Origin of the sequence: Corynebacterium kroppenstedtii, assembly GCF_016894245.1 — a bacterium.
Lineage (GTDB): Bacteria > Actinomycetota > Actinomycetes > Mycobacteriales > Mycobacteriaceae > Corynebacterium.
This window is the reverse complement of record NZ_CP069792.1, coordinates 1,558,537-1,585,445: the sequence shown is the minus strand read 5'-3', so window position 1 is coordinate 1,585,445 and position 26,909 is coordinate 1,558,537. Positions and strand designations below refer to the sequence as shown.

20 protein-coding genes are annotated in these 26,909 nt (G+C 57.0%); all 20 read right to left on the bottom strand.

Features of this window, described 5'->3' with window-relative positions:
* Window positions 1–68: 68 nt before the first annotated feature.
* The 20 genes from holA to I6J23_RS06825 all read right to left on the bottom strand — a co-directional run bounded on the left by holA (window position 69) and on the right by I6J23_RS06825 (window position 26,880).
* On the bottom strand, window positions 69–1,079 hold the full coding sequence (gene holA / locus I6J23_RS06920; protein ID WP_204581435.1) for a DNA polymerase III subunit delta: 1,011 nt from the start codon (window positions 1,077–1,079) through the stop codon (window positions 69–71).
* Between the two features lie 38 nt (window positions 1,080–1,117).
* Window positions 1,118–3,730 carry a ComEC/Rec2 family competence protein gene (locus tag I6J23_RS06915; RefSeq protein WP_204581434.1) on the bottom strand — a complete coding sequence of 871 codons (2,613 nt, stop codon included), beginning with the start codon at window positions 3,728–3,730 and terminating at the stop codon, window positions 1,118–1,120.
* Window positions 3,714–4,871 carry a helix-hairpin-helix domain-containing protein gene (locus I6J23_RS06910; RefSeq protein WP_204581433.1) on the bottom strand — a complete coding sequence of 386 codons (1,158 nt, stop codon included), beginning with the start codon at window positions 4,869–4,871 and terminating at the stop codon, window positions 3,714–3,716. Before I6J23_RS06910 ends, I6J23_RS06915 begins: the two co-directional genes overlap by 17 nt.
* 132 nt (window positions 4,872–5,003) lie before the next feature.
* Window positions 5,004–5,936, bottom strand: a complete 933-nt coding sequence (locus I6J23_RS06905) for a DegV family protein (protein WP_204581432.1) — start codon at window positions 5,934–5,936, stop codon at window positions 5,004–5,006.
* Complete coding sequence (locus I6J23_RS06900; RefSeq protein ID WP_204581431.1) at window positions 5,933–6,733, bottom strand: histidine phosphatase family protein; 801 nt, start codon at window positions 6,731–6,733, stop codon at window positions 5,933–5,935. The genes I6J23_RS06905 and I6J23_RS06900 overlap by 4 nt, the downstream gene beginning before the upstream one ends.
* 9 nt (window positions 6,734–6,742) lie before the next feature.
* Window positions 6,743–7,210: a ribosome silencing factor gene (gene rsfS, locus I6J23_RS06895; RefSeq protein WP_204581430.1), complete on the bottom strand. Its 468-nt coding sequence runs from the start codon at window positions 7,208–7,210 to the stop codon at window positions 6,743–6,745.
* Between the two features lie 179 nt (window positions 7,211–7,389).
* Window positions 7,390–8,025 (bottom strand): nicotinate-nucleotide adenylyltransferase, encoded by a 636-nt coding sequence (gene nadD, locus I6J23_RS06890; protein WP_204582972.1) that lies wholly within the window; start codon window positions 8,023–8,025, stop codon window positions 7,390–7,392.
* A gap of 13 nt (window positions 8,026–8,038) precedes the next feature.
* Window positions 8,039–9,370, bottom strand: coding sequence for a glutamate-5-semialdehyde dehydrogenase (locus tag I6J23_RS06885; protein ID WP_204581429.1), 1,332 nt, complete (start codon window positions 9,368–9,370; stop codon window positions 8,039–8,041).
* A 108-nt stretch (window positions 9,371–9,478) separates the two neighbouring features.
* The gene (gene proB, locus I6J23_RS06880; protein ID WP_239455048.1) at window positions 9,479–10,696 is read right to left on the bottom strand and encodes a glutamate 5-kinase; all 1,218 of its coding nucleotides are present in this window, start codon (window positions 10,694–10,696) and stop codon (window positions 9,479–9,481) included.
* Window positions 10,697–11,116: 420 nt separating this feature from the next.
* Window positions 11,117–12,658, bottom strand: a complete 1,542-nt coding sequence (obgE, locus tag I6J23_RS06875; protein ID WP_204581428.1) for a GTPase ObgE — start codon at window positions 12,656–12,658, stop codon at window positions 11,117–11,119.
* A gap of 56 nt (window positions 12,659–12,714) precedes the next feature.
* Entirely contained in the window at window positions 12,715–14,109 is a 1,395-nt protein-coding gene (locus tag I6J23_RS06870) for an amino acid permease (RefSeq protein ID WP_373369105.1), read from the bottom strand.
* A gap of 212 nt (window positions 14,110–14,321) precedes the next feature.
* Window positions 14,322–14,597: a 50S ribosomal protein L27 gene (gene rpmA / locus I6J23_RS06865; protein ID WP_012731987.1), complete on the bottom strand. Its 276-nt coding sequence runs from the start codon at window positions 14,595–14,597 to the stop codon at window positions 14,322–14,324.
* Between the two features lie 74 nt (window positions 14,598–14,671).
* Complete coding sequence (gene rplU / locus I6J23_RS06860; RefSeq protein WP_204581427.1) at window positions 14,672–14,974, bottom strand: 50S ribosomal protein L21; 303 nt, start codon at window positions 14,972–14,974, stop codon at window positions 14,672–14,674.
* Window positions 14,975–15,228: 254 nt separating this feature from the next.
* Window positions 15,229–18,825: a translation initiation factor IF-2 N-terminal domain-containing protein gene (locus I6J23_RS06855; protein WP_204581426.1), complete on the bottom strand. Its 3,597-nt coding sequence runs from the start codon at window positions 18,823–18,825 to the stop codon at window positions 15,229–15,231.
* A gap of 537 nt (window positions 18,826–19,362) precedes the next feature.
* A complete protein-coding gene (gene ndk, locus I6J23_RS06850; protein ID WP_204581425.1) occupies window positions 19,363–19,773 on the bottom strand; it encodes a nucleoside-diphosphate kinase in 411 nt (136 codons plus the stop codon).
* A gap of 114 nt (window positions 19,774–19,887) precedes the next feature.
* Entirely contained in the window at window positions 19,888–20,712 is an 825-nt protein-coding gene (locus tag I6J23_RS06845; protein ID WP_275431230.1) for an amino acid ABC transporter ATP-binding protein, read from the bottom strand.
* The gene (locus tag I6J23_RS06840) at window positions 20,709–21,641 is read right to left on the bottom strand and encodes an amino acid ABC transporter permease (RefSeq protein ID WP_204581424.1); all 933 of its coding nucleotides are present in this window, start codon (window positions 21,639–21,641) and stop codon (window positions 20,709–20,711) included. The genes I6J23_RS06845 and I6J23_RS06840 overlap by 4 nt, the downstream gene beginning before the upstream one ends.
* Before the next feature lie 288 nt (window positions 21,642–21,929).
* Complete coding sequence (locus I6J23_RS06835; RefSeq protein WP_412523823.1) at window positions 21,930–22,298, bottom strand: DUF4233 domain-containing protein; 369 nt, start codon at window positions 22,296–22,298, stop codon at window positions 21,930–21,932.
* 107 nt (window positions 22,299–22,405) lie between these two features.
* The gene (gene folC, locus I6J23_RS06830; protein ID WP_239455047.1) at window positions 22,406–23,923 is read right to left on the bottom strand and encodes a bifunctional tetrahydrofolate synthase/dihydrofolate synthase; all 1,518 of its coding nucleotides are present in this window, start codon (window positions 23,921–23,923) and stop codon (window positions 22,406–22,408) included.
* A 185-nt stretch (window positions 23,924–24,108) separates the two neighbouring features.
* Window positions 24,109–26,880 (bottom strand): valine--tRNA ligase, encoded by a 2,772-nt coding sequence (locus tag I6J23_RS06825; protein WP_204581423.1) that lies wholly within the window; start codon window positions 26,878–26,880, stop codon window positions 24,109–24,111.
* Between the last annotated feature and the right edge of the window lie 29 nt (window positions 26,881–26,909).

The following is a 26,909-nucleotide window of genomic DNA, read 5'->3' as shown; positions in this document are numbered from 1 at the left end:
CGCTCTCAGGCCCACTGACTAGATTTTCCCCGCTCCGACCGGAGCGGGGTTTTTCATTGCACTCGCGATTATTGCATCCGCGCAAGCTCCGCCAGACGTCGCACACCTAGCTCGACAGCACTGTCTTGGTCGCCCGCGGCGCCTTTGATTCCTGCTTCCATGCGCGCGGCAACCTGCACAGCCTCGGCAATCGCAGCCTGCGACCATCTCTGGGCTATCGGCGCTGTCCTTTTCAGTTTCCACGGTGGCATTCCTAACCGCGACGCATCACGATAGGGATCAATACGCCGATGGCCACTGAGCCGGGCAACCTCGCTTATCCCCCGACACACCGCCGTTGATATAGCCATATGGGCAACCCCCAACTGGAGAGCCCGACGCACTTTTGCCACCGACTGGTCCACGTTGCCAGCGATAACGTCGTCAGCAATGGAAAAACTGCTAACTTCCGCGGTACCGGTGTAATACCGTCGCACGGCCTCCACATCGACTTTCCCGTCGTTGTCGGCGACCAGTTGGCTCACTGCCGACGCCAATTCACGCACATCAGAACCGACGCTCTCGATGAGGGTAGAGACAACGTCTGGGCTCACCCGCACGCGAAGCCGACGGAATTCTGACTGCACAAAAGTGGGCAATTCACGAACCGGAATGGCGTCAGCCCGGTGTTCTTCTCCCAACTTAAGAAGCTTGGGCACCATGGCCTTCGTCCGTCCTTCACCCGAATGTTGAATGATCAAGGTGATGCCCGGCGCGGGGTCTTGAGCAGCGGCAAGTACAAACGATGCCGGCTCTTTACCCGCATCGTTCATGTTTGTTATGACGACCACGCGGTCCTCACCGAAGAGACTTGGGCTCAGTAACTCAGTGAGTTCGGGACCCGTGATGTCTCCCGCGCGGACTGTGGTGACGGTGAGGTCATCGCCCGTGGGCGAGTTCTCACGCACACGTTTGACGATGGCATGGCGGTGACGATCTGCGAGGAAATCTTCTGTTCCAACGATGATATGCACGGGTGCGGGTACCACCGATCCCTCTGCAGTGCTGAATGTAGTGCGCGACCTCCGTGATGGTGCCATGTTCGTCAGTCTACTGGCCGCTGGGGACATCACGCGGCTCATGGGCAGAACCTCCATGAACAGGTTTGTCCGTTGCTGTGCAGGGCGACAATGCCTTCATCGACAAGCGTGGTAACCGGTGTTCCATTAGCCAGTTGTGTCGGGCGAAAAGATTGTTTACTCGTACTCGAATGGGATGCCGACGATGACGGTGACGGCGGATCGGTGACAATGAACCATCGTGCAGACGACACCCCTGGATCGATCTGTTTTTTATTGCTGACGAATACGACAGCCTCGTCATCCTCACGGTGTGAAACGTCATCGGCAACAAGGCTACGCGGCGATAGTTTCAGCTCACGGGCGCAATCGTTAATACGCCGCTGAAGGCGTGAGGCCACATCGTCAGTGGGTACAAGGGGCTGCTCGTCGACGGTGATGAGGGTGTAGTGACTATCTGGCCATATCGCCACCGAGATCGACGACGAAAACGGACATACGGCGGCGGTCCACTGAGCCGGCGGGAATGAAGGGGGCCTCACTAAGTGGCGCACGGTTCGCAAATGGTCGAAGGCGTCACGTGGTGGTCGCAACGCGTACTCCGGTACGTGATGGCGCGATCCCCCAGCCCTCGTGCTCACTCCTGCGGAGAACTCTCCGGAGCGGTCGCGCTCACCCGCAGCCGTACCGCCCGTTACTGCTACACACGTCGACAGGGCGATCATACTGACTCCGAAGGTCCCCAGTGTTTTGCCCCACCAGCTTGTTATCCATCGGCTCGTCATCCACCGCTGGAGCCGCCCTGGTGCAGAACCGGCTGTCCAGCTAGGAACCCTGAACACCACTCGGATAAAACCACCTGTCCACAGTGTCGACAAGAGGAAGGAGGAACCGGCAACTGTTGCAATAACAATAATTGCTGAACGTGGTGATCCGACGACCAACTGGGCGGCCTCACACCTGGCTATCGCGTGCCCGACCCGACGAATCCACCACAGAACCGGTGTGCACGCAGCCATACCTACTGACGCCAGCCAGGTGGCTCCGTGGCAAAACGAATCGCTTAGCCATTGAATGGTGTCACATACCGTTCCCGCACGTACCCCCACAAGATGAGCTATGACGCTGAGTGCGCACAGAACGAGCGTAATGGTCCCGATGATAGTTACGGGCGCAACGACACACCCGACTAAGGAATTGGCCACGCTTGAAAGGGCCGAGGTTCGGCCAATAACAAGCAAAATAATAGGTTGAGTTACCACATCTGCAGCTACACATACGGCACATCCGGTGATAACAGCCCGAGCGCGCCGCGATACCTCACCGGGCTTCCCGTACGCAGTCAATACACGCACCACAACGTTCTCAATAGCATCGGACAAAGGGGGTGCGAGACAAATAATGCCGGCCGTCGCTGCGCACGATAAGGCAAAACCCAACGACACAGCCATGTCCGGGTTCCATATCACGAGCCCGATGATTCCAGTGCATAAGGCGGGCAAGGCTTGACGACGCCTCCCCGCCATCGCGGCGAGAAGCCCCACCGTGCCCGCGACAGCCGCCCGCAACACGGAAGCATCCAATCCGATGAGAAGAACAAATCCCACCAATGAGCACCCCGCACATAGATAACGAACACGGGGACGCTCGGTGGATACGATCGCGGCAACCACTCCGAGAACAATCGCAACATTCGCCCCGGATACCGCAGACAAGTGGCTGAGACCAGAGGTGACAAAAGCTGCCTTATCATCGTCAGATTGTAACGACGTATCACCAATCACCATCCCCTGAGCCAAGCCCTGCAGATCCTCAGGCACATAGCGACGCGAGGCCTCAAGGAACTCCCGATGGACAGCAGACATCGCTTGACACACGACATTCCATAACCGGCTGACACTCCACCCCATCGGCCAGGAGGGAGGTTGCTGCACGACGTGTAAGCCCTGGCCTGATCCATTTTGCCCCGCAGATGACAGTGTCACTGGTGCAGTGCCCGGCTGGAAAGCTTCTCTTACCGAAACGAGGCCTCCGAGGCGCTGACCAGGGTTAACTGCGCGAAGTTCGGGCCCACCTGAGACGAAAATATCGGCCGGCATCCCTTTGAAAGACACCGACACGCCATAACGCTCCTGCCCTGGGGCGAAGGGACTTTCGGGGAGTCGACGCGGGTAGGACGTAGCAGTGCAGTCCATTGATTGGTCGATAAGCAAGTGGCTGCCCTGTTTACGGGCTAACCAATGGCTTGACGACCGACGCGTGGCATAGATCGATCTGGCCCCACCGATGAGGGCGCCCACTGCAACCATGAGAAGCTGCAGCACCCATGAACGAGCCGCAGCACTCGCGATTCCCCCGCGGTACCTACGCCGACGGCAATTCACGCAACAGCGTGCGGCGATCAGCAACGCTACTGCTAAAGCGGCACACACCACCACAACGAATATGGTATGGCCAAGGCACCAGCCAAGGAAGTCCCCACCACCATGAAAATTGGTCGTTTCTGGCGTTCCCCATCGGAACCACACGACGACACCACTAGCTGTCCATACACCAGCAGCGCAGGGCAGTAGACGGCCATCCAAAGGAGCTTGTGGGTTTACTTCTTTACGGTCCGGATGTGTGGGACGGTTATCCTGCACAGCAGGCGGGTTGTCAGATCGTGACGGCATCGCGCATTGCAGCCAGTTTTGCGGGGCCTATTCCTTTAACTTCGGCCAATTGGTCGACACTTCGAAAAGGTCCATTCTGCTCACGGTAGGCAATAATTGCCGATGCCGTTTTGGGCCCCACACCTGGTATGGCGGTCAGCTCGGCCTCACCTGCGGTATTGATATTCGTCCCGCCCCCCGAGGTAGCTGGTGGCACCTGCCCCGGCGCGGATCCACTGCCCGGACCTCCCACCGAAACCCCCGATTGCGATCCGGTGTTTCCGGCCGGTTCACCACCGATAATTGTGCCGTCTTGTCCCTCCTCTCCCACGCATATTTGTTGTCCATCGAGTAGCTTTTGCGCCCTATTAAGACCATCCCACCGGCCATGATCGGTCAAACCACCGGCCGCGTTGATGGCGTCGTCAACCCGAGCGTGGGCATCCAAGGCCACTAATCCTGGATGAACAACATTGCAGACGACCGCTACCGTAATAGGCTGCGATGCTGCCCCGTGGTTGTCATGCGCTCCCTCCTGAGCCCCGGCCTGTTTTTTATGCGCCGGGACACCTGTTGAATCACGGTCCGACGATTCTGTATCGGTTTTTTCTCTCGCCTCCCCAGGACGGGTCTCTGCATCGGCCGACACCACTTGGGCCGCTTTAGATACGGGGCGCTGACTATTGTCCTTCCCCATCAACGCGAAGCCGATCACAGTGGACACCACGAGTACAGCAAGGACAACTATTCCGACGCACGCCCGCGGCGACATCCCCTGAAGAAGCCGGATACCGCGTCGGGCATGGCCGTCGCGAGAGAAGTCATAAAGGGCAATGCTGCTGTTTCCCTCTGCGCGGTCAGCGTCGAACATCCTGATTCGATCGCGAACCACGCTGCCTCCCAATTGCTTAGGTACAGGTGAGGGCACGGTGTCCTGCGACCCCGACGGTGAATGTCCGCGCTTTAGTTCACGGTGCGAGTGATCGAGTTGCGAGTGATCGAGTTGCGGGTGATGGAACTGCGAACGATCAGGCTGTGAAGGAGCGGGTTGGGAGCGTGGCACGAAGTCGCTTGAAATATAGTCACCCGGACTGCACTCAAGCGAGTTGGCCTCATTGGCGACGTCCGCTCGCGCTATACCCACACTGCCACTGCTATTCATAAGCCGGAGCCTAGATAACGTGCCCCCTCATCGCTGGGCACATCGGCCATCGGGACGATCACGTTGTGGATAAAAGAAGTTATCCACAAAGATTGACAGCGCCCACTACTGCTCAGCGCATGGCAGTGCCCGCTACGACTCAGCAGCGTTACCGGTTTTGGTCACCGAAACCGCAATCGCGCCGGCACCGGTGTGCGCCGCCAAAGCCGGGGAGAGTTCGGCCTGCGTCAGCACCACATCAGCAGACGGGAGCTCATCCATCCCCCATCGTTTTCCCAGGTCAACAAATGTATTGCTTTTTCCTAAGGCTCTTTTCAGCCCCACACTAACAATGCGTGCACGATCATCAGCACCCGAATGGTGAATGCAAATACGCAGGGGCTCCAGATCTGCATTTGCCCTGCGGGAAGTGGTGAGGCCAGTATCCGTGCTGGAGTGATCCGGGTCGTCAACACCGGTGGTCGCCATCGCAGCATCCACCACCATGTCGACAAGTCGAGTAAAGGCTTTTGCCTGCGTACGTGTCCGTGCAACGACGCCGAAACTGCCATCATGCAGGGAAAACAGCGACTTCACGGGCAAAGCGGATGACATCAACGATGTCATCGTGCTCATCCGCCCCGAGCGGCGCAAACTATCCGTGCGCTCGAGGTAGAGAAACAATTGCGAATGCCCGGTGATCATCGACGCACGTCTCGCGCACTCCTCGAGGTCGCCACCATTCTGCGCCGCGCGAGCAGCTGCCGTAGCAGCTTCTCCCACCGGCATCCCGATCGAATCCGTTTCAATAACTCTGACTTTCCCTTCAAAAACCGCAGAGGCGGCCACCGCCGCTGACCAGGTACTACTGAGCTTTTGTCCAAGGTGAACAGCGACGACACCGTCGTCGCCAGAACGTTCCATCTCCCGGCCATAAGCCGCGGCGAGTTCCAAAGCGGTCAGCCCCGACGTTGAACTTGCGTCGTCGGAGGACACGACATGCAGAGGGAGGACGGTGATGCCCCATTTCCGCGCGCGCTCAACGGGCAAACAGGATGAAGAATCAGTAATGACGCGGACAGTCACTGCAGCCCCTCAACAGACGTCCTGGTATACGTCACACCAATACCCTCGGTACCCGGTTGAGCAGGAGCAAAAGGAACACCCAGCGCGGATGCATTCCACGCGTCCAGATACCATTGCGCGTCGTCGATAGTAGATTCAGAGAACGTCGCTACCGGGGTCGTGTCCAACGCGAGATCCGCTGGCCGATCACTGGCTTTGTCGACGGTCGAGTGGTCGTAGTGGAAACGTGGGCGTGCGATCAGCTGAGCCCAGCTCGTATTCCCCAGGCCCGAAAATGACGCGTAGTTGTCCGTCGGCAGCCCCAATAAGGAGCAGGTCAAACCGGCGATGGTGCCTCCATGAGCCACACACACGACGATGCCCCCTTCCCATTCAGGAAAGGAATGCATGAGGTCATCCACAAGGCTGCGTGCACGGGCAGCGACCTCCAAACGCGTTTCTCCCTCCGGCGGGGCCCAATGCGGGTTATGCCGCCACATCGCGCGCTGACCAGGATGAGCAGCGTCAATCTCCTCATGTGACCGAGCCTGCCATGCGCCCAAATGGGTCTCGCGTAAGCGTTGGTCGAGTACGGGAGTAAGCCCATGAGGGGCCGCAATAAGGCCTGCAGTTTCCGCTGCTCGAGACAGGTCAGAGGTCACCACCCGGCGGATATCCCAGCGACTGAATTCGTCAGCCGTCCGCTGGGCTTGTTGTCGCCCCAGATCGCTGAGATGCGTATCCATTTGCCCCTGCATGCGGCCAGTGGCGTTGTAATCCGTCTGGCCATGGCGAAGAAGAATAAGGCGACGAGCCATCGCTACTACCTAAATTTCGCCTGCGTCGGGTTCGCGACCGGCCAACGGAATGTCATCAATCACATCGGCTCTGTGAGCTGCGTCGCTAGTATCAGAAAGCCCACCACGCTGAGGTGGCTCAATACCCTCAACCTCGATAACCGGGCAGTCTTTCCACAGGCTGTCCAGGCCATAAAAATCGCGCTCAGGTTCACGTTGTACATGCACCACAATGTCGTTGTAATCCAAAAGCACCCAGCGAGCTTCACGGCTGCCCTCGCGTCGGACTGGCTTATAGCCCGCTTCAGCGAGTTTGTCTTCAATTTCGTCAGCAATAGACATGACATGGCGCTCATTGTCACCACTACATACGACGAAGCAGTCGGTAATCACCAACTGGCCCGACACGTCCAAAACAACGATGTCCGACGCTATTTTGTCCGATGCGGCACGTGCGGCGATCTGCGCCATGCTCACTGATTCTTTTGATGCAGCCATAAAATCCTTCGTTATTGTCGTTAGTTATTAAAGTTCGATCTTTGTGGTCCGTTGTTGATAATTCGTTTATGTTCCGTCACAACGAATACACGCGGTCAGATCCACGCTAGCTAGGTAGCGAACTCCGCGCAGCAAAACCTTATTGTGGCACGGGATCACGCCTACCACATACCCAACTGCTACCACATACCTAACTCCCCACCCTGTCCCGAGGACTGGTAAAGCCTTTCCTTCGCGATGTATTGCACCACACCATCGGGCACGAGATACCAGATGGGCCGATTCGCCCGCGCACGCGCACGAATGTTCGTGGAGGAAATCGCCATAGCCGGCACCTCCACCATCGTGACGCTGTTCCCCAACGGGCCTAGCTCGGTTTTCTCCAACGAATACCCGGGCCTCGTGACGGCGACGAACGTCGCCAACGACATCATCTCTGAGCAGTCACGCCACGTCGCCATCCTCGCCACAGCATCGGCACCGGTGATGAAGAACAATTCGGCGTTCGGGTATCGCTCGTGCAAATCATGGAGCGTATCGACGGTATATGTGGGGCCACCGCGGTCGATATCCACCCTCGACACACTGAACCGTGGGTTCGACGCCGTCGCGATCGTGGTCATGAGGTAGCGATCTTCAGCCGGCGTCACGGAGCGGTTCTTCTTCTGCCACGGCTGGCCCGTCGGAACGAAAAGTACGCGATCCAAAGAAAAAAGATCCGCGACCTCAGAGGCGGCCACCAGGTGCCCATGATGAATGGGATCAAAGGTGCCGCCCATAATTCCAAGGCGCGGATAGTTCGTCGATGTCTGCATCACGGAAGAAACTCTACGGGCGAGTGTGTCCCTCTCCGTAAATGACCCACTTCGTGGACGTCAATTCCGGCAGCCCCATGGGGCCTCGCGCGTGCAGCTTCTGCGTAGAAATACCGATTTCTGCACCGAAACCAAATTGCTCACCATCGGTGTACGCCGTTGATGCATTGATATACACGGCCGCAGCATCCACAGCAGCTTCAAATTCTTTCGCCGCGGACCAGTCCTGAGTGGCAATGGCCTCCGAGTGGCCCGTTGAATATGTGCGAATCCAGTCCACGGCGCCCTGTTCGTCAGGAACAATCGCTGCAGCAATGTCCATGGACAAGTACTCCGAGGTCCAGTCTTCTTCCTGTGCTTCCACCACATTGTCGACGCCCAGGTCGCGCAATTCCTGACGTCCATGGATGGTTACACCCGCGTCCTGGAGGGCCTTGAGTACAGCAACTTTATCCTCATCAGGCAGGCGGCCGTCGAGAAGAACCGTCTCCGTCGCATTGCACACAGAGCAGCGTCGGGTCTTGCCATTGATCACCATCGCGATGGCGTCGGCAAGATCGGCGTCCTTGTGCACGTAAAAGTGGCAATTCCCGGTGCCCGTTTCAATTGTTGGCACCGTTGCGCCAGTAACGACGGCGTTGATTAAACCGGCACCGCCGCGGGGGATCACGATGTCCACCAGGCCACGGGCTGTGATCAAATCCTGGACGCTGTCGTGGGTTGTGCATGGCAGAAGCTGCACAGCGTCCTCGGGCACTCCTTGATCCGCGCAGGCCTGGCGAAGCACGTTCACCAGGGCGCTATTGGAGTGGACAGCGGATTTCGAGCCTCGGAGCAGTGCGACATTCCCTGACTTGAGGGCCAGACCAAAGGCATCAACCGTCACGTTCGGACGGGCTTCATAAACCATGCCCATGACACCGAGAGGGACGCGCACCTGTTTCAGCTCCAAGCCATTCGGCAAGGTCGAGCCACGAACAATGTCGCCCACGGGGTCTGGCAGCGCAGCCACCTGGCGCAGGCCATCAGCGATTCCCTCAATACGATCCTTATCGAGGATCAGGCGATCGATAAGAGCCTCTGACATCCCCCTCTCACGGCCTGCTGCAACGTCTTTATCATTCGCCTCAATAATTGTTGACGCTGACTTTACTAATGCATCAGCTGCGTGATGAAGCAACTCATTCTTTTGAACAGTTGCTAAACGAAGCGATTGAGCAACGTTATGAGCACGCTGGGCCTTATCGAGGACTTCGGCGCGCTCCTGTGCGCGCTCGTCATCAACCTTGGTGTTGGCGTCGTTCGTGTTCGGGTCGTTCTGGGGATTCTGGCTAGGTGTTGTCATAAAGCCTTTCCTCATTGTGGTTGTCAGTCACGCCGCGATTATCAACCACACCGCGGTTACCAATCACGGCCGTGATGTCCTCACGATGCTTTTAACCTACTGCCCCACCTAGGCGCGGGAAGCGAAATTGGACAAATAATCCCGGTGCACCACGGGACGATGGAGATACTCAGGAAGCTCTTCCGAAGACCGCCCGATCATGTCCGCCAAGGTTGACGAATCGTAATTAACCTCACCGCGGCCAATCACTTGCCCCTTCGGGCCCACGATATCGACAATGTCACCCGCCGTGAAGTCCCCGTCGGCACGGCGAATACCAACAGCAAGAAGCGACGAATGCTTTTCCGTCACAGCCTTCATCGCGCCCGCGTCAAGACGCAACGTACCACTGGCATCGGCAGCATATAGTGCCCAGAATTTCCACGCTGACAAGCGATCTTCGCGTGGCCAGAATGCCGTTCCGACGTCCGCATCATTCAATGCCGGGCCGATGTTAGCCGTCGACGTTAACAGCACCGGAACTCCAGCGCGCGATGCTAACCGAGCAGCCGAGAGTTTTGAGGCCATGCCGCCTGTACCCAATTTGCCGCCGTCGCCCGCAGCGACTTCCTTCAGATCGTTGCCGCTTTTGACCTCGGGCACAAAGCGTGCACCCGGCGAGGACGGATTGCGGTCATACAAGCCATCCACATCGGACAGCAGCACTAACGCGTCCGCTGAGACCAGGTGTGCCACCAGTGCGGCCAGACGGTCATTGTCTCCGAAGCGCATTTCCGAGGTCGCCACCGCGTCGTTCTCGTTAACAATGGGAACGACATGCATACGGCGAAGGCGATCAATCGTGCGCTGTGCGTTGCGAGCACGGTCACGACGGCCCGCATCGGACTGCGTTAACAAAACCTGAGCAATCGGCCTGCCGTAGCGGGCGAAAGTTCGTCCCCATTCTTGTGCCAATAGCACCTGGCCGACGGCGGCAGCTGCCTGTTTCGTCGCTAAGTCGGTGGGTTTCGTCGGCAAGTTAAGTGGCTTCATGCCACACGCCACCGCGCCCGATGACACAACAATCACGTCGCTACCACGAGCCATGCGAGCCTCCAGCGCGTCGCAAATACGGTCCATGGCTTCCGGGTAAACAGCTCCGTTGTCATCCGTTAAAGAAGACGACCCAATCTTGACGACGATTTTCTTAGCGTCGGCAATGCGCTCACGAACGGTGGATTCGTGGCCGGCGGCACGGTCATCTATGCCTTGGTCGGGGTCCGGGAACTGGAATTCTTTCGCCGGAACAACCGGGCCCGGCATATGGACGTGCACATCGTCACGCATAGGTACTCCCTCAGGGGCAGGTGCGTCTGGCTGGAAACTCGAGGGGAGTTCGGGGTCGGGCTGGTGACCCGACACTTCCTGGTCAGACGTTTGTGAATGGTCGGGTGCTACGTCGTTGTCGACGTTCGCGCGATCTGTCGTGTAATTAGTTGTTTGTTCAGGGGTCAGGGTCTGGGTAAAAGAAGGCATCGATCCTGATACATCAGATTGAGAACAGAAAAGTGATGAAGAGATGAGGGCATACGTCTTCTGCCGCTCATCAAGCACGCTATCCAGTATTAGCAAGAAAAGGAGGAGCTGTCATATCCCATCCGCCTATTATCGGCGGTCTGCAGTGTCTTTTTCCTTGCATTGTGGCGGTAATGTTGGGCACGTCACAGCGCGCCAGGTCTACCTATTCCCGTCCACTACCCTCGATACTTATCCTTCCCACCGCTCACGAGACGCTTCTTGCCCAAGGTCATACTCATCAATAAGTCCACGACGAACCTGCGACGCCCGCTTGCGCTCCTCCGCGGTAGCCCGATGGTTTTGCGACAAGCGTGCATCCGAACCACGGCTATCGGGCGCACGATCGATGCCAGCCGAGGTCGTCGGCTCCCACTCAAATGTGATGTCTCCAATAGTCACATCGCACCCTGGCTGGGCGCCGGCGTCGAAGAGAGCATCCTCTACACCGATCCGGGCCAGACGGTCAGCCAAGTACCCCACTGCTTCATCGTTCTCGAAGTCGGTCTGACGAATCCAGCGGTCTAGTTTTTTACCTTCGACGATAAAGCCGCCGAGCTCATTGTCCGTGCCATTGTCTTTGTGGACAACAAAATCTTCCCCAGCGTTTTTCGCTGCGCTCTTTCGACCCAATTTTCCTCGACGCTTGTCTACGGGCTCGGGCCGAAGAACCGCCACCGGTTCCTCGTCGACCGGATGCTCAGACCGATACTTCTTCACGATCTCCCACAAACCGAAGCGAAGCTCGTCCAAGCCCTCGTGGGCGACCGACGAAATCGTGAAAATCGGCCATCCGAACTGTTCGAGGGAATTCTTTTCCAGCTCAGCCATGTCACGCGCGTCAGGAACATCCATTTTCGTCAGAACAATGACACGCGGACGCTCACGTAAATCCCCCAGCCCCGTGTCGTGATCCAACGCGGTTTGGTACGCAGCTAATTCTTCTTCCAACGCACGAATATCGTCAACGGGATTTCGGTCCGCTTCCAGGGCCGCTGGATCAACCACATGGGCGATCACCGCGCACCGTTCAATATGGCGCAAGAAGTCCAAGCCCAGGCCACGGCCTTCAGAGGCACCAGGGATCAAACCGGGAACATCCGCGATGGTAAAAGCGTCATTATCCACCATGACGACGCCGAGGTTCGGCGTCAGCGTCGTGAAGGGATAATCCGCGATCTTCGGCTTCGCTGCCGAGAGCACGCTGATCAGAGACGACTTCCCGGCCGAGGGGTAGCCCACCAGTCCGACGTCGGCAATTGACTTCAGTTCAAGAACGACATCTTTCTCTTCACCAGGCTCGCCCAAGAGAGCAAAACCAGGTGCCCGGCGTGCCTTGGACACGAGGGCAGCGTTCCCTAACCCTCCGTAACCGCCTTCTGCGATGGTGAAACGGGTGCCCACGCCCGTCAAGTCCGCAATCACGGTGCCATCGGGTTCCGTGACCACGGTGCCGTCGGGCACAGGGAGGACTAGGTCTTCGCCCCGGGCACCGTTGCGGTTGTCACCAGCCCCATTACCGCCCCGGGTTGCCTTGATATGCGGGTGAAAGTGGAAATCGACGAGCGTGTGAACCTGATTGCTGACCTCCACAATGACATCACCGCCGTGGCCCCCATTGCCTCCGTCGGGGCCGCCCAAAGGGACGAATTTCTCGCGGCGAATGGACGCGCACCCATGGCCGCCATCGCCGGCCCGGACATGCAGCACAACGCGGTCAACAAACTGAGGCATGAATTCCAATCCTTCCGTGAAACGGCTCGGGTGAACCGGATCAAGCGCTGCCGATCTTACATCTGATGGTGCCGACTAATGTCGACATTGTCGAGGGAAACCATATGGGATCGGGTGGTTAGCTTGTGCCCCACCCACAGCGCAATAAAAAGCGGTAGGCCGATATATGAAGACAGAATGGTAGAGAAACTAGACCAATCAAAGAGCGCTTGATAGTTCTGACCGATAATCACTACAGCACACATCACCAGTGCAACGATCGGCCCTGCGGGGAACCAACGAGCACGGTAGGGCAGGTCAGCGGGGTCATTCCCTTGGGCGATGTAGGCGCGCCGGAAACGATAATGGCTCCACGCAATCGACATCCACGCTAAGAAGCCGGCTAGGCCCGACGCATTGACCAGCCACTCATAGGCTGCCCCTTCTCCAATCAACGACGTCAAGAAGCACAGCAAACCAACCGCCGTCGTGGCGAACAGTGCCGGCCGGGGCACACCACGTTTCGATGTTTTCGCGAAGATGCGGGGTGCAACACCATCTTTCGCCATCGCGTACAGCATTCGTGTCGACGCATAAAGGCCGGAATTCCCTGCCGACAAAATCGAGGTCAAAATAACCGCATTCATGATGGTCGCTGCGGCAAGAACACCCGCGTTTTGGAACACCAAAGTGAAGGGTGAAACGGAGATATTGTCGACGTCGGACCGAAGGAGATTGGGGTCGGTATAGGGAATAAGGAATCCAATGACCGTAATCGCACCGATGTAGAAAAGCATGATCCGGATGAAGACGCTGCGGATAGCGCGGGGAATGTCTTTATCCGGATTTCGCGATTCACCGGCTGCGACTCCGACTAATTCCGTGCCTTGGAATGAAAATCCGGCAATCATGAAGACGTTGAGGATACCTAGGAATCCTGCTTTAAATGGTGCCTCGCCATGGGTCCAGTTGGAGAACCCTGGGGACTTTCCGCCCAAAATACCGGCGATCATGAGCACGCCTAAACCTAGAAAGACAATCACCGCAACAACTTTGATAAGCGCGAACCAGAATTCGCCCTCGCCGTATCCTTTTACTGAGACGATATTCAGCGAAAAGAGGAGCGCGAGGAATATCGCCGACCACACCCACCCCGGAGTCGAGGGGAACCAAAATTTCATGACCAGGGCTGCCGCCACGAGTTCTGCTGCTACAGTGATCGCCCAGTTAAACCAATAATTCCAGCCGGTGGCAAAACCAAATGACGGCGACACATAGGCGCGAGCATAGTGAGCGAAGGCTCCTGACACCGGTGAATACGTCGCCATTTCCCCCAGCGACTGCATCAGTAAGAACACCATGAGACCGATGGCACCGTAGGCGACGAGAGCACCACCTGGACCGGCATCGGCAATCGTGGCACCCGAGGCGACGAAGAGCCCGGTGCCAATGGCGCCCCCGATGGCGATCATGTTCATGTGCCGTGATTCCAACCCCCGGTTCAGAGATTCGCTGTGAGGGGTTGTGGTGCTATTCCGGCTGTGGTGGCTCACGAGTTCTCCCTCAACATCATTGGGGTTGGGGTGGGGTAGGAATGGTTGGCATGCCTGCCGAGTGATTATTCCAGATATAAAAAGAGCTCCCCCGGGCGGAAAGACGCCGGAGGAGCTGCGGAAACGGCGAACTAGGCCTTGGCGGGCTCAGCTTCGACGTTCTCGACGATATTAACGGTGCGACGGTTACGCTTGCGAGCGAACTGAACCGCACCTGCTTTCAAGGCGAAGAGTGTGTCGTCGCCACCGCGACCGACGTTCTCGCCGGGGTGGAATGAGGTACCACGCTGGCGAACAAGAATCTCGCCCGCCTTGACCTGCTGGCCACCGAAGCGCTTCACGCCGAGGCGCTTTGACTCTGAATCGCGACCGTTATTTGAGCTGGCCGCACCTTTCTTGTGTGCCATTGGTTGATTTCCCTCCTTGGAAAAACTCGGGCACGTGGCAGCTGTGAGTGATGAACCCCCAGCGGCCGCGAGACTTACTTGATGCCGGTGATCTTCACAACGGTCAGCGGCTGACGATGCCCCTGGCGACGCTTGTATCCGGTCTTGTTCCTGTAATGCATGTTGCGGATCTTCGGGCCCTTGGTGTGCTCGACGATCTCGGCGTTCACTGACACTGAGGACAGATCATCACCTGAGGTGATTGAGGCACCGTCGACGAGCAAAACCGGGGAGAGAGCCACGGACGAACCCGGCTCACCCTCGATCTTCTCGACCTTGACGAGGTCACCTTCAGCAACCTTGTACTGCTTTCCGCCGGTCTTGACGATCGCGTACATAAGAGGGCTACCCCTTTTTATTTTTCGCTCGGCTCAGGGCTAATCACCCTGACTGGACTATTAACGTGTTCGCGACATGAGACATAAACAGTTGCCCGGGGTGCAATCATGAGCACACACGGGCCTAGGTAGTCGGCCTGCGAACAGCGACTGCTCAAGACTACCCGGTCACCGATGGATAACAAAACCGTCTATATCATTGTTACCAGTGTGAAACGAATCGACGTGTGCTCCCGGGCATCTGAGACTTCCCGTCACTTCGTTGTGGTGGCTCTCCGCCGTGCACGACGTCGGCCATTCTTGCGCGCGGATGATCCGTGCTGAGAGTGAGTTTCCCGCTTGTCGGAGCGCTCCGACTTGGTGTCGGCCGACGCATTATCCGACTGTTTCTGGCCTGACGTGCTGGACGAGCCGCGTCCCGTTGTACCGTCTGAATAGTTGCCCTTTTCCGGCGGCACATCAGACCGGGAGTTTCCACGGGTAGCCCGCCGACGCCGTGGCGACCGTGCAAACTGCCGTTGCGCCTCCTCATACGTCTCCTGATGCTGGGATGACGTGTCTGCTGAGTGAGATCCCTTGCCTCCGGACCGGGACGATGATGTCTTCTTGGCCTGCGATGCCTTCCGCCGGGTCGCGTGACGCCGACCACGCTGCTTACCACCGCGTGTGGTCTTCTCTCCGCTCCCCTTCTTCTCATCGGCATCGGCGTGGTGGGCGGTTTCCTCATCATGCTTCGTCGTGGTCTCCGACTGGTTCGTCTTCACCCCGTCGGACTCGGCATGATCAGCCGTTACCTGGTCCTCACGCTGGGCACGCGATGTGCGGGTCGCCTTACGACGCCGCCTCCGGCGGGGTCGCCCATCTTCCTTACCCGACGAGTCATTCGTCGAGGCATCATCGCCAGCTGAAGCGCCGTCGGCACCACTACCAGCCGGAGCATCACCCGCACCGTCGCCACTGCTCCGAGTCTGTTGCGCAGCTGGGAGATAATCAGCGCCACTCGGTTCATCAGGATCTTCGTCGTCGGCAAGAATTACTGCGGCAGCAGCGATTTCCTCGATAGAACGCCGACGCGTGGTCGACTCGTCAGAGTCGTCCTTCTCCCCAGCACGGCCGTCCCCAGAGCGACTATCCTTGGCATCACTCGACGTATCGTCCGCATGATCGTCGGTGTCGTCGTCAAATGAATACTCAGGAAGATCGTTGTCAACGTTGTCCTGAAGCGCCGCGCTATCATCATCCGATTCATCATCATCCGTGCTGCTCAACAGGATGGGATCGTCGTGGACGATGAACCCGCGGCCATGACACTCACTGCACGGCGTCGAGAAGGTTTCAACCAAGCCTTTGCCGAGTCGCTTGCGGGTAATCTGCACAAGACCCAGGGATGTCACTTCTCCCAACTGATGGCGGGTCCGGTCCTTGGACAGGGCTTCACTGAGCCGGCGGAGCACCAATTCCTGGTTTTCTTCCAGCACCATATCGATGAAGTCGACGACGATCATGCCACCGATGTCACGCAGCCGCATCTGACGGACGATCTCGTCGGCGGCTTCGAGGTTGTTGCGCGTCACGGTTTCTTCGAGGCTGCCGCTCGAGCCGGTAAAACGGCCGGTATTGACGTCAATGACTGTCATGGCCTCGGTCTTCTCGATGACAAGAGTGCCCCCGGACGGCAGGAACACCACGCGGTCCAGCGCTTGTTTCAGTTGCTTATCAATACCCCAGTGGCCGAAGGCGTCCTGCCCATCGTGATCCTGACGCTCATACTTCGATAGCTTTTCTTCCAGGTCCGGCGCAATACGGTGGATGTATGACGACACCATCGACCACGAGCGGTCCCCGTCGACAATAAGCTCGTCGAAGTCCTCATTGAAGAGATCGCGAACGACCTTGACCAGAAGATTTGGCTCTTCATGCAGTGTTTGCGGCCCATCAAAGTGCGGCTTCGACCCTTTTTTACCTCCCCGCGAATCCTTCTTCGCGGAACCATTGCCGGAACCCTTCTCTGAGTCCGCGGTCCCTTTACCCTTCCCGGAAGCCCCTTTCCCGGCGGAAGCGTGTGACCCCGGCAGAGTACGGAGCTCGTCAGCCTTCTCCAGGATCGTGTCCCACACATTTTGCTGACGACGAACATCACGAGCGATGTCCTCGGTATCGACGCCCTCAGCGGCCGTACGGATAATCGCGCCACCCTCATCAGGCAAAATACCTGAGACTGCTTTCTTCAAGCGCTTCCGTTCAGGCTCCGGCAACTTGCGCGACACCCCGTGCGCACGCCCTTCGGGCACGTACACCAGGTACCGGCCAGCCAACGAAATGTGGCTGGTGAGCCGTGGCCCCTTATGTCCGACAGAATCCTTCGTAACTTGCACCAGAATCGGATCGCCCGGCTTGAGCGCTTTTTCGATCTTCCGTTGACGGCCGGTATGCCGAGTATGCCGCCAATCGATATCCCCGGAGTAGATCACACCGTTGCGATCCGTTCCGATATCAACGAACGCAGCTTCCATGCTGGCCAAGACGTTTTGTACTCGTCCTAAGTAAATATTACCGACGAGAGTCCGCGTGCGTTCCGACGTCACGAAGTGTTCGACCAACTGGTCGTCTTCCATGATCGCGACTTGCGTGACTTTTCCAGATCCGTCGGATCGCACTGAATCGCGGACGATCATCCGGCGGTGAACGGCATCCCGGCGCGCCTGAAACTCAGCCGTGCTGATGGTCTGGTGTTTGTCACGCTTGTTTTCTTCCCGACGCTTTCGCGCAGCTGCAGCACGTGTCGAGCCCTTGATCTTGGTGGGCTCATCGGATTTTTGCGGCTCCTGCTTCCCGTCATCTGCGGAGCGATCACTGTTGTCTGAATAATGCCCCTTCTTGTTCTTATCCTTACGTTTGTTGGAGTCACGCTTGTTGGCGTCCTGCTTACTGTCTTTCTTATCCCCCGATTTGCCTTTCTCATTGTTTTTCTTTGACCGCTTCGAGGACGAACCACGCTCATCTCCCGCGGTGTCATCCTCGGTGTGGTCTGTGGAGTTACGAGATTTCGGTGACTCGTCGACGTTTTTCTTGCCCCGACCGCGACGACCCCGGCGGCGTCGATATGTCGAAGGCGAGTCGTCATTGTCCCCATTGTCAATGCCCGAGGTCTCCTCTGCGTTTCCTGACGGCTCCTCATCGGACGTGGAAGAACCGCCTGAATTGCCGTGGGATTCCGAGGACTCCGTGGCAACAGGTGTGGGTGCCATAAAAATGGGAGTCGGAATGGAAATATGATTCGCTTCCTGGCTATCAGCGGTCCCGGAGCTCTCAGTCTCTAGCTCTTCGGCGTTTGATTCGTTAGTATCCGGCTTATCGACGTCGGTTTTTTCCGCCTCAGCCTTGCCGACGTCGGCACGCTCAGTCTTACGTTGCTCAGCCTTATTCGCCTCAGCCTTATCTGCCGCAGCCCTCTCGGTATCCACGTTCTGAGACTCGTCATCACGCGTGTGGTCAGAGCTGTCTTTGTCTGCAGCTTGTACGCGATCACGGAATTCGGCCACTTGCTCACGGGTGACAGTCGATTGCGCACTACGGACGTTGATTCCGACGGCACCGAGGAGGGCGATTACTTCTTTGCTCGTGTGCCCGATGAGTTTCGCTAACTGGTGAACACGTGTTTTTGCAGCTAGGTCACGCTCGTTGAGCGAAGAGATGACTGCTTTTGTCCCGGCAGATAGGGCACTTAATTCGGTAACCATCTCTGTGTGGGCTGCTCGTGGTGCCCGAGTATTTCTCGACTTCGATGGTGATGATGTGTTCGTCGTTCTTCTTGTCGAATTTCGACGGGGTGTACGGCTTGCGTCAGCCACAATTCTCCTTTAGCAGCACCGCATTGGTCGCGCCCTAGATAGCGGCACGGGCCGATGATCCAGTCCGTCATGCGCACGATGGCTTACTCATTCCGAGCGACGTGTGCTCGGCACCCTCGAACGCTGACTAGCACAGTTCGTGTATGAATCCTGTTGGACAGCGTGTGCAGTGCGGTTCTTTTGTCATGGTAAAGCTTGCTGGCGGAACAGAAACGGGGGCGCAGCTTGCAGCTATCTTCTAAGAGCTCGCGGTTATAGACACCTGGGTGAATAAAACAATGCCGAGTAGCTCCTCGCTGTTCAACGACAGATGGGGCACACAATGTGCGGTCATGTACTGCAGCGCAGCTTCGCCCGTCTGCATTCCGAATATTATTTTGTCATAGGTGGACTAGAGGACGGCGCATCAGCAACCCTCGTCCACACAATCCCTCTCAAACAGGCCATCGGCCTGTGAGAATGGGGTGCCGTTATCTTTCCCAGACCTTCAGCATGCGGTCATTTGTCATGCGGTCATGGTGCAGGGCCGATACGAATTTAGAGATTCGGGAACCAGATGCCAATTTCCCGTTCTGCAGATTCGGGCGAGTCCGAACCATGAACGACATTGGCGTCAACGTCGAGTGCGAAATCACCGCGGATGCTTCCCGGTGTCGCTTTCTTCACAGGATCGGTACCTCCAGCAAGCTGTCGCCAGGCCTCGATAGCGTGTGGGCCTTCGACAACTCCAGCAACGAGCGGCCCCGATGTGATGAATTCAATAAGATCTTTGAAGAACGGCTTGTCTTTGTGCTCTTCGTAGTGCTTTTCCGCAGTTTCCCGGTCTACCAGGCGCAGATCCAGGGCGGAGAATGTTAGCCCCTTACTCTCGATACGGGCGAGAATCTCTCCTACGAGGCCTCGTTTAACTGCGTCGGGCTTAATCAGAATGAGGGTACGTTCAGACATACCATCATTGTAAGTCATGAGACGCCTACGCTTGAAAGGCTTAGCAAAGCGTCTTTCCTAGAGGGGACTGCTCGCCCAACATTGGACTGGTCACCCAGCACGGGGTCGCTCGTTTTACAACACCGACTGGAGGAAAGCTTGGAGTCGGTCTGACTTCGGGTTATTGATCACGTCCTGCGGAGCACCTTGCTCCACGATCTGCCCCTCATCCATAAACACGACGTTATCCGCCATTTCGCGGGCGAATCCCATTTCGTGAGTCACCACGATCATGGTCATTCCACTCTCGGCAAGCTCTTGGAGAACGGTGAGAACTTCAGAGACCAGCTCAGGGTCTAATGCTGACGTCGGTTCGTCGAACAGCATAATTTCTGGCTCCATGGCCAACGCACGCGCGATTGCGACACGCTGCTGCTGGCCACCCGACAATTCACCCGGATAGTGCGACGCGCGTTCCCCCAGCCCGACCCGTTCCAGGAGCTCCATCGCCCGTTTCTTGGCCTTTTCCTTGGGCACACCTTTAACTCGGCGGGGCGCTTCCATGACATTTTCCAAGGCAGTCATGTGAGGAAAAAGGTTAAACCGCTGAAACACCATCCCGATACGGGAGCGCTGCCGGGAGATGTCTTTGGCTTTAAGACGTTGGAGCCGACCGTCGGAAAGGGGCTCTGGCTCATACCCCTGCAGCTCTCCATCGATCCGAATGGAACCTGCCTGGATCTGCTCGAGTTGGTTAACGCATCGCAGCAGAGTCGATTTGCCCGACCCTGATGGCCCGATGAGCACGGTGACATCGCCACGATTGACCGATAAAGACACGTCTTTGAGGATGACGAGCTCACCGAAGGCTTTCCACAAACCGTCGATGACAACTAGCGGTTCGCCTGAACCGGCCGTGGCCGTCGATGTACTCTGATCCGGGTTTACGGGCTTACTCACTGTTCAACCTCCGGGATTTTGCTCAGTTTCGACGGGTCAGACGCCACTTTTTGGATTCGTTTAGAGCTACGGTTTTTATCAAAACCGCGGCCGAAGTATCGCTCGAGGAAGTACTGCCCAACCATGAGCACGCTGGTCACAACGAGGTACCACAGCGCCGCAACGATCAACAGCGGGATCGGTGCATAGAGACGGTTGGCAATGGCATTTGTTGCGTATTGCAAATCTAGAGTAAACGGCACGGCCAAAACCAGGGAGGTCGTCTTCAGCATGCCGATGGTTTCATTTCCTAGTGGCGGGATAATGACACGCATAGCCTGCGGAATAATAATTCGACGAAGGACGGTGCTGTGCTTCATACCTAAGGCTCGCGCGGCCTCATGCTGGCCTTCATCCACGCTCTCCAAACCGGATCGGACGATTTCGGCGAGATAGGCACCCTCGTTAAAGCCAAGCCCCAATGTTGCAGCCCAGAACGCGGTAATAATGTCGGATGTATCGAATGTGAAGAACTCTGGGCCGAAGGGGATTCCCATAGACAGCTTCGGATACAGAACAGCCAGCAGTCCCCAGAAAACTAACTGGGTATAGACCGGAATTCCACGGAAAACGAAAATATACGCCCAGGCAACGGAACGAAGGACAGGATTCTCACTTTGCCGCATAATAGCCGCGGTCACGGCGAGCACAATACCAATCGCCATGGCCAGAACGGTCAGCAACAGGGTCCAGCCGACACCTTTAACGACGTTCACGTCGCGGATGTAGTCATTGACCACGTCCCACTGATAGTTAGTGTTTGTGATCAGGCCGTGAATGAACATCGCGACTAAGACTGCAACGATGACAGCTGCAATCCATGTACCCGGATGGAAGACCCCACGTTCCCGGATTCGACCGGGAATAGGATCGGTGTGATGTGAAGCCATGTTGGTGTCTCTCGTTACGTGATCAGTGTGGGGAATGAGGTTCCCGCCAGGCTGGAGCAGCCAGCGACGGCCTAGCGATGACCTATCGAAGGAATAGCCTACAGGCCACAATATTATTGACGTTTGAACATATTATTACATCGACATCCCGAAGAGGCGGTCGGGCTATGAAGCGGTGGCTTGACTAGCCTTCCGACGGTAGCCACGATGATGCCCCATCCGGCCCCCCGGATTACCACCAGTTCTCCCTCCACGTTCCCCCTGTTCTCCCCCACACGTTCTGCGGATTTATGTGTGCTGAGTAGTTAACAACCCACGTTTCATCCGCTCAATCAAGTTTTTGCGCAGGTAAACAATATAAGCCCAGACGAGTGCGAAAACTATCCCCATCACGCCCATCGCTGGATGAACAATGAACCCGATGATGGCGACAATCTGCAAAAACAAGTCGACCCCCAGGGCCCATGACTTCCCCTGCAGGAACGACATCACCAATAAGGCAACGCAAAAGACGATCACCGAAATGATGTTAAAAGGCGTGTTATACGCGCCTTCATCAACGCGGGCTACCACAGGGAGAACCAGTAAAAACGTGATGAACTCCATGATCAAGGTTCCGGCCATCACTCCCCGCAAACCTTTCAACGGATCCTTCACGGGATCGTGCCCAGGTCCTAAGGGCCCATACTCGACAGCGTCGTCACCATTAACGCTGGATCGCTGAGTGCCATCACGCCCCGAATCTGTTTCTCTTCGATTCACCACTACTCCGGTTCCTTTCCTAGCAGTGCACGCGCACGGCCTGCTGAATAAACACTGCCCGTTATCACGACCCCTGTCCCGGCCAAGCCATAGCCTTCATCCTCGCCTTCCTCTTCGGCGAGGGCAACAGCGTCTTCGATGGCATCGGCCATGGAGGCTGAAACATGGACGCGTTCGTCGCCGAAAATAGTGCGCGCTAGCTCGGCTAACTCGTCGACGGGCATAGCTCGAGGCGAGTCGACCTCTGTAACAACGATTTCATCAAACGTGTCGCGCAGCGTTTCTAAAACCCCAACGACGTCTTTGTCTTGGAAAATGCTAACGATGCCTATGAGGCGTCGGAAGGAAAAGTCATCATGAAGGGTTTCAGCTAGAGCCCGGGCGCCTTGGGGGTTATGGGTGGCGTCGACAAAAACGGAGGGCGAGGTTCGTATGCGCTCTAAACGGGCGGGTGAACTGACGTTACCAAAGCCCTCCCGGACAGTGTTGACATCCAATTGACGGCCACTTCCCGCACCGAAGAAAGCCTCAACGGCGGCAAGAGCTGTTGCAGCATTTCTGGCCTGATACGCGCCCGACAATGGTAGGAAGATATTTTCGTATGTTCCACCAAGCCCACGGATAGTTACGGTCTGCCCGCCAACGGCGACGGATCTTTCAACGACGCCATATTCACTGCCGGCGCGAGCCACCGATGCATCGACGGACACCGCTCGTTCCAGGATCACATTCATCGCGGCGGGGTCCTGCTCAGCGATAATTGCGACATTATCCGGGGGAGTCAAAAGATCATCCTTATCCCACCGAGACTTGATAATTCCCGCTTTTTCGGAAGCTATTTCTTCGATGGTGTCACCCAGGTATTCGGAGTGATCCATTCCCACCGGGGTTATCACGGTCACATCCCCGTGCACGACATTGGTTGCGTCCCATCGGCCCCCCATTCCGACCTCAACTACAGCAACGTCGACGGGCGCATCGGCGAACGCGGCGAATGCCATCGTCGTGAGCACCTCAAAGGTACTCATACGTGGTCCCCCGTCATCCTCAGATCGGCGGTCGACCATCTCGACGAAGGGCTTAATGGATGTCCAGGTCTGCACAAAGTCTGCAGGGTGGATGGGCTCCCCATCGATAGCAATTCGTTCAGTCACTGACTGCAGGTGGGGACTGGTGGTACGGCCGGTTCGACGATGGAACGCGCGAAGGAGGGATTCAATCATCCGAGTCACGGAGGTTTTCCCATTAGTCCCCGCAACATGGATAGATGGGTAGGCGTGCTGAGGATCACCCAGCAGATCAAGCACCTGATGCATGCGATCCAGGGTGGGATCAATTTTCGTCTCTGGCCAGCGCGAATTGAGCTGGTCTTCGACATCCGCCAGCGCCTCAAGATCGTCCGGTGTGATGGTGCGGTGCACGACCTCCGGCTTGGTATCGTCGCTCAAGGGCAACGTCAGCCCGGCATCGTTGACTTCGAGATCATCGGAGATCGCAGCGTTGATGTCCTCCGGGCTCATCGATGCCGGATCGACTGAATTACCCTCAACCCTGTCGTGATGGGAATTGGGGATGCCTCCCTCGTTATCGAGGTCATCCTCGTCACGACCTGCCACCATTCATACCTTCTTTCTTGTATCCCGCGTCGTTGTATACCGTTCGTACGCAATGTGTACACATTCTCTGGGGCTTATTCCTCAGGGGCTTATCCGAGGTCTGCCAACCGAGCTGAAATCCGGGCAACCTCTTCCTCGGCAATCGCTCGACGTTCACGGATCTTGTTCACCACGGCGTCCGGCGCTTTCGTGAGGAAGTTCTCGTTGGCTAGCTTCTTACCGGTGGTCTCCAGTTCTTTGTTCGCCGCTTTGAGGTCTTTCTCCATCCGCTTGCGCTCAGCGTCCTTATCGACGGTGTCGGACGTATCCAGTTCGACAGTAATCGTGGTTTGCGATAAGCGCAGTTCAATGGAAGCCGTTGCAGAGAATCCCTCCGAGGGTTCGTCGATACGGGCCAAATTACGGATGGCAGGTTCTTGCGCCTGGAGATCTGCCGCGGAACAATCAACGCGCGCTGGTACCCGCTGTGATGGTTTTACGCCCTGGTCAGAACGGAAACGGCGGATTTCCGTCACCAATTTGATGAGGTCTTCCACACGACGTTGAGCAACAGGGTCTACGTCGGCACCGTTTGTTGTCATCGACGCATCGGGCCAGGCAGAAACAACCAGAGATTCTTTCTGTCCGTCTACTCCATCGGTGAGCGCGGTCCACAGGGTTTCCGTCACATAGGGCATCGTCGGGTGCAGTAGGCGGAGAATGGTGTCCAGCACTCGGCCGATAACGCATTGTGTGGCTTGTCCGGTTGTGTCATTGTCATCAGGGTCGCGAGGGATCTGTGTTTTCGCGATTTCCAAGTACCAGTCGCAGAACTCATCCCACGTAAAGTGGTACAGGGCCTCGCTCGCCTTCGCGAATTCGTACTTTTCCAGGGACTTATCAACGTACTGGCGGGTCGCCTCCAACCGATCCAGAATCCACCGGTCAGCATCCGTGAGGGATGAGCGATCTGGCAACGGACCAACCTGCGCGCCATTCATCAGCGCAAACCGGGTTGCGTTAAAGAGCTTCGTCGCGAAGTTACGTGAGGACTGCGCGGCGTCGTTGCCGAGTGGCAGGTCTGTTCCCGGATTTGCCCCACGGGCCAGCGTGAAGCGCAAGGCGTCGGCGCCATAATCCCGCACCCAGTCCATAGGATCGATACCATTACCCAACGATTTCGACATTTTTCGGCCTTGCTCATCGCGCACAAGACCATGTAGAAAAATATCGGTAAACGGTACCTGGGGACGGCCATCCTTCGCTGTCGCTCCCTGGCCCTTACGAAGGGTTGAATCCTTGAGGGTGTCGGCATAGGTGGCGAACATCATCATTCGGGCTACCCAGAAAAACAGGATGTCATATCCTGTGACCAGCACGGACGTCGGATAGAATTTGTCCAGGTCCTCGGTGTGATCCGGCCAGCCCATCGTCGAGAATGGCCACAGACCAGAGGAAAACCAGGTATCCAACACATCGGGATCCTGATGCCAGCCCTCGCCTGATGGTGGTTCATCATCGGGGCCGCAACAGACGACTTCCCCCTCGGGCCCATACCAAATCGGAATCCGATGCCCCCACCACAACTGCCGAGAAATGCACCAATCGTGCATGTTGTCGACCCAATCGAACCAGCGGGGTGTCTGGCTTTCCGGGTGAATGACGGTATCACCGCTGCTCACTGCTTCGGATGCCATCTTGGCAAGGTCTTCGACTTTAACCCACCATTGCTCGGACAGGCGGGGCTCAATAGCCTCCTTGGTTCGCTCGGAGTGGCCCACTGAGTGGACGTAGGGGCGGATCTCCTTCACAATTCGACCCTGTTCTCGCAGCGCCTCCGTGATAGCCTTCCGCGCCTCGTACCGATCCATGCCATCGAATTGCGTTCCTGTGTCCGCAATATGCGCCGTCTTATCCAGCACGACAGGCATATCGAGGCTATGGCGCTGGCCCATCGCAAAGTCGTTGGGGTCATGAGCCGGTGTGATTTTCACAGCCCCTGTGCCGAATTCCGGGTCGACATAATCGTCGGCAATGACCTTCATCATGCGGCCTTCAATAAAGGGGTGCGGTAACTCTTTACCGACGAGATCCTTGTATCGATCATCGTCGGGGTGGACGGCCACCGCGACGTCACCTAGCATCGTCTCAACACGGGTCGTGGCGACGATGACGTGTGGCTCGTCGTCGTTAAGTGAACCGTATCGGATAGAAACGAGCTCACCCTCATCGTCGGAGTACACGACCTCGATATCCGAGATCGCCGTTTCTAACTTTGGAGACCAATTCACCATTCGGTTCGCGCGGTAAATTAACCCCTGATCATAGAGCTTTTTGAACATGGTCTGAACTGCACGCGAGAGCCCCTCATCGAGGGTAAACCTCTCACGCGACCAGTCCAGAGAATCCCCCAACGCGCGCATCTGGTTGCCGATTCTCTCGGCATAGTCTTTCTTCCACGACCACACCTTGTCGACGAATTCCTCACGGCCGTAATCGAAGCGATCTTTGCCTTCTGTTTCCTTAAGAAGGGCTTCAACCTTGGTTTGGGTGGCGATACCCGCGTGATCCATGCCCGGGAGCCAAAGGACTTCATACCCTAGCATCCTTTTCTGGCGAGCGAGGGCATCCATAATCGTGTGGTCTAGTGCGTGCCCCATGTGCAACTGCCCGGTCACATTCGGCGGCGGTAAAACAATGGAATACGACGGCTTCGATGACGACGCATCCGCCGTGAAGTAGCCCTTGTTTAGCCAGCTCTCATAAAGTTTCTTCTCAACATCCGCGGGATTCCACTGCTTAGGTAAGAGGTCTGCGCGGTTCGTCGTAGAGGATTTCGATGATGACGAGGAGCCTTGCGGCGTGTGACGGGCTGAATTCATGAGGTTCATTCTAAAACGGGCCGAGGACA

What these genes read in the sequence shown, in the direction of transcription:
- holA (WP_204581435.1), bottom strand. Translation starts at nt 1,079, where the DNA reads ATGGCACCATCACGGAGGTCGCGCACTACATTCAGCACTGCAGAGGGA.
- I6J23_RS06915 (WP_204581434.1), bottom strand. Translation starts at nt 3,730, where the DNA reads ATGCCGTCACGATCTGACAACCCGCCTGCTGTGCAGGATAACCGTCCC.
- I6J23_RS06910 (WP_204581433.1), bottom strand. Translation starts at nt 4,871, where the DNA reads ATGAATAGCAGTGGCAGTGTGGGTATAGCGCGAGCGGACGTCGCCAAT.
- I6J23_RS06900 (WP_204581431.1), bottom strand. Translation starts at nt 6,733, where the DNA reads ATGGCTCGTCGCCTTATTCTTCTTCGCCATGGCCAGACGGATTACAAC.
- rsfS (WP_204581430.1), bottom strand. Translation starts at nt 7,210, where the DNA reads ATGGCTGCATCAAAAGAATCAGTGAGCATGGCGCAGATCGCCGCACGT.
- nadD (WP_204582972.1), bottom strand. Translation starts at nt 8,025, where the DNA reads ATGCAGACATCGACGAACTATCCGCGCCTTGGAATTATGGGCGGCACC.
- I6J23_RS06885 (WP_204581429.1), bottom strand. Translation starts at nt 9,370, where the DNA reads ATGACAACACCTAGCCAGAATCCCCAGAACGACCCGAACACGAACGAC.
- proB (WP_239455048.1), bottom strand. Translation starts at nt 10,696, where the DNA reads ATGCGTGACGATGTGCACGTCCATATGCCGGGCCCGGTTGTTCCGGCG.
- obgE (WP_204581428.1), bottom strand. Translation starts at nt 12,658, where the DNA reads ATGCCTCAGTTTGTTGACCGCGTTGTGCTGCATGTCCGGGCCGGCGAT.
- I6J23_RS06870 (WP_373369105.1), bottom strand. Translation starts at nt 14,109, where the DNA reads ATGATCGCCATCGGGGGCGCCATTGGCACCGGGCTCTTCGTCGCCTCG.
- rpmA (WP_012731987.1), bottom strand. Translation starts at nt 14,597, where the DNA reads ATGGCACACAAGAAAGGTGCGGCCAGCTCAAATAACGGTCGCGATTCA.
- rplU (WP_204581427.1), bottom strand. Translation starts at nt 14,974, where the DNA reads ATGTACGCGATCGTCAAGACCGGCGGAAAGCAGTACAAGGTTGCTGAA.
- ndk (WP_204581425.1), bottom strand. Translation starts at nt 19,773, where the DNA reads ATGTCTGAACGTACCCTCATTCTGATTAAGCCCGACGCAGTTAAACGA.
- I6J23_RS06840 (WP_204581424.1), bottom strand. Translation starts at nt 21,641, where the DNA reads ATGGCTTCACATCACACCGATCCTATTCCCGGTCGAATCCGGGAACGT.
- folC (WP_239455047.1), bottom strand. Translation starts at nt 23,923, where the DNA reads ATGAGCCCGGAGGACATCAACGCTGCGATCTCCGATGATCTCGAAGTC.
- I6J23_RS06825 (WP_204581423.1), bottom strand. Translation starts at nt 26,880, where the DNA reads ATGAATTCAGCCCGTCACACGCCGCAAGGCTCCTCGTCATCATCGAAA.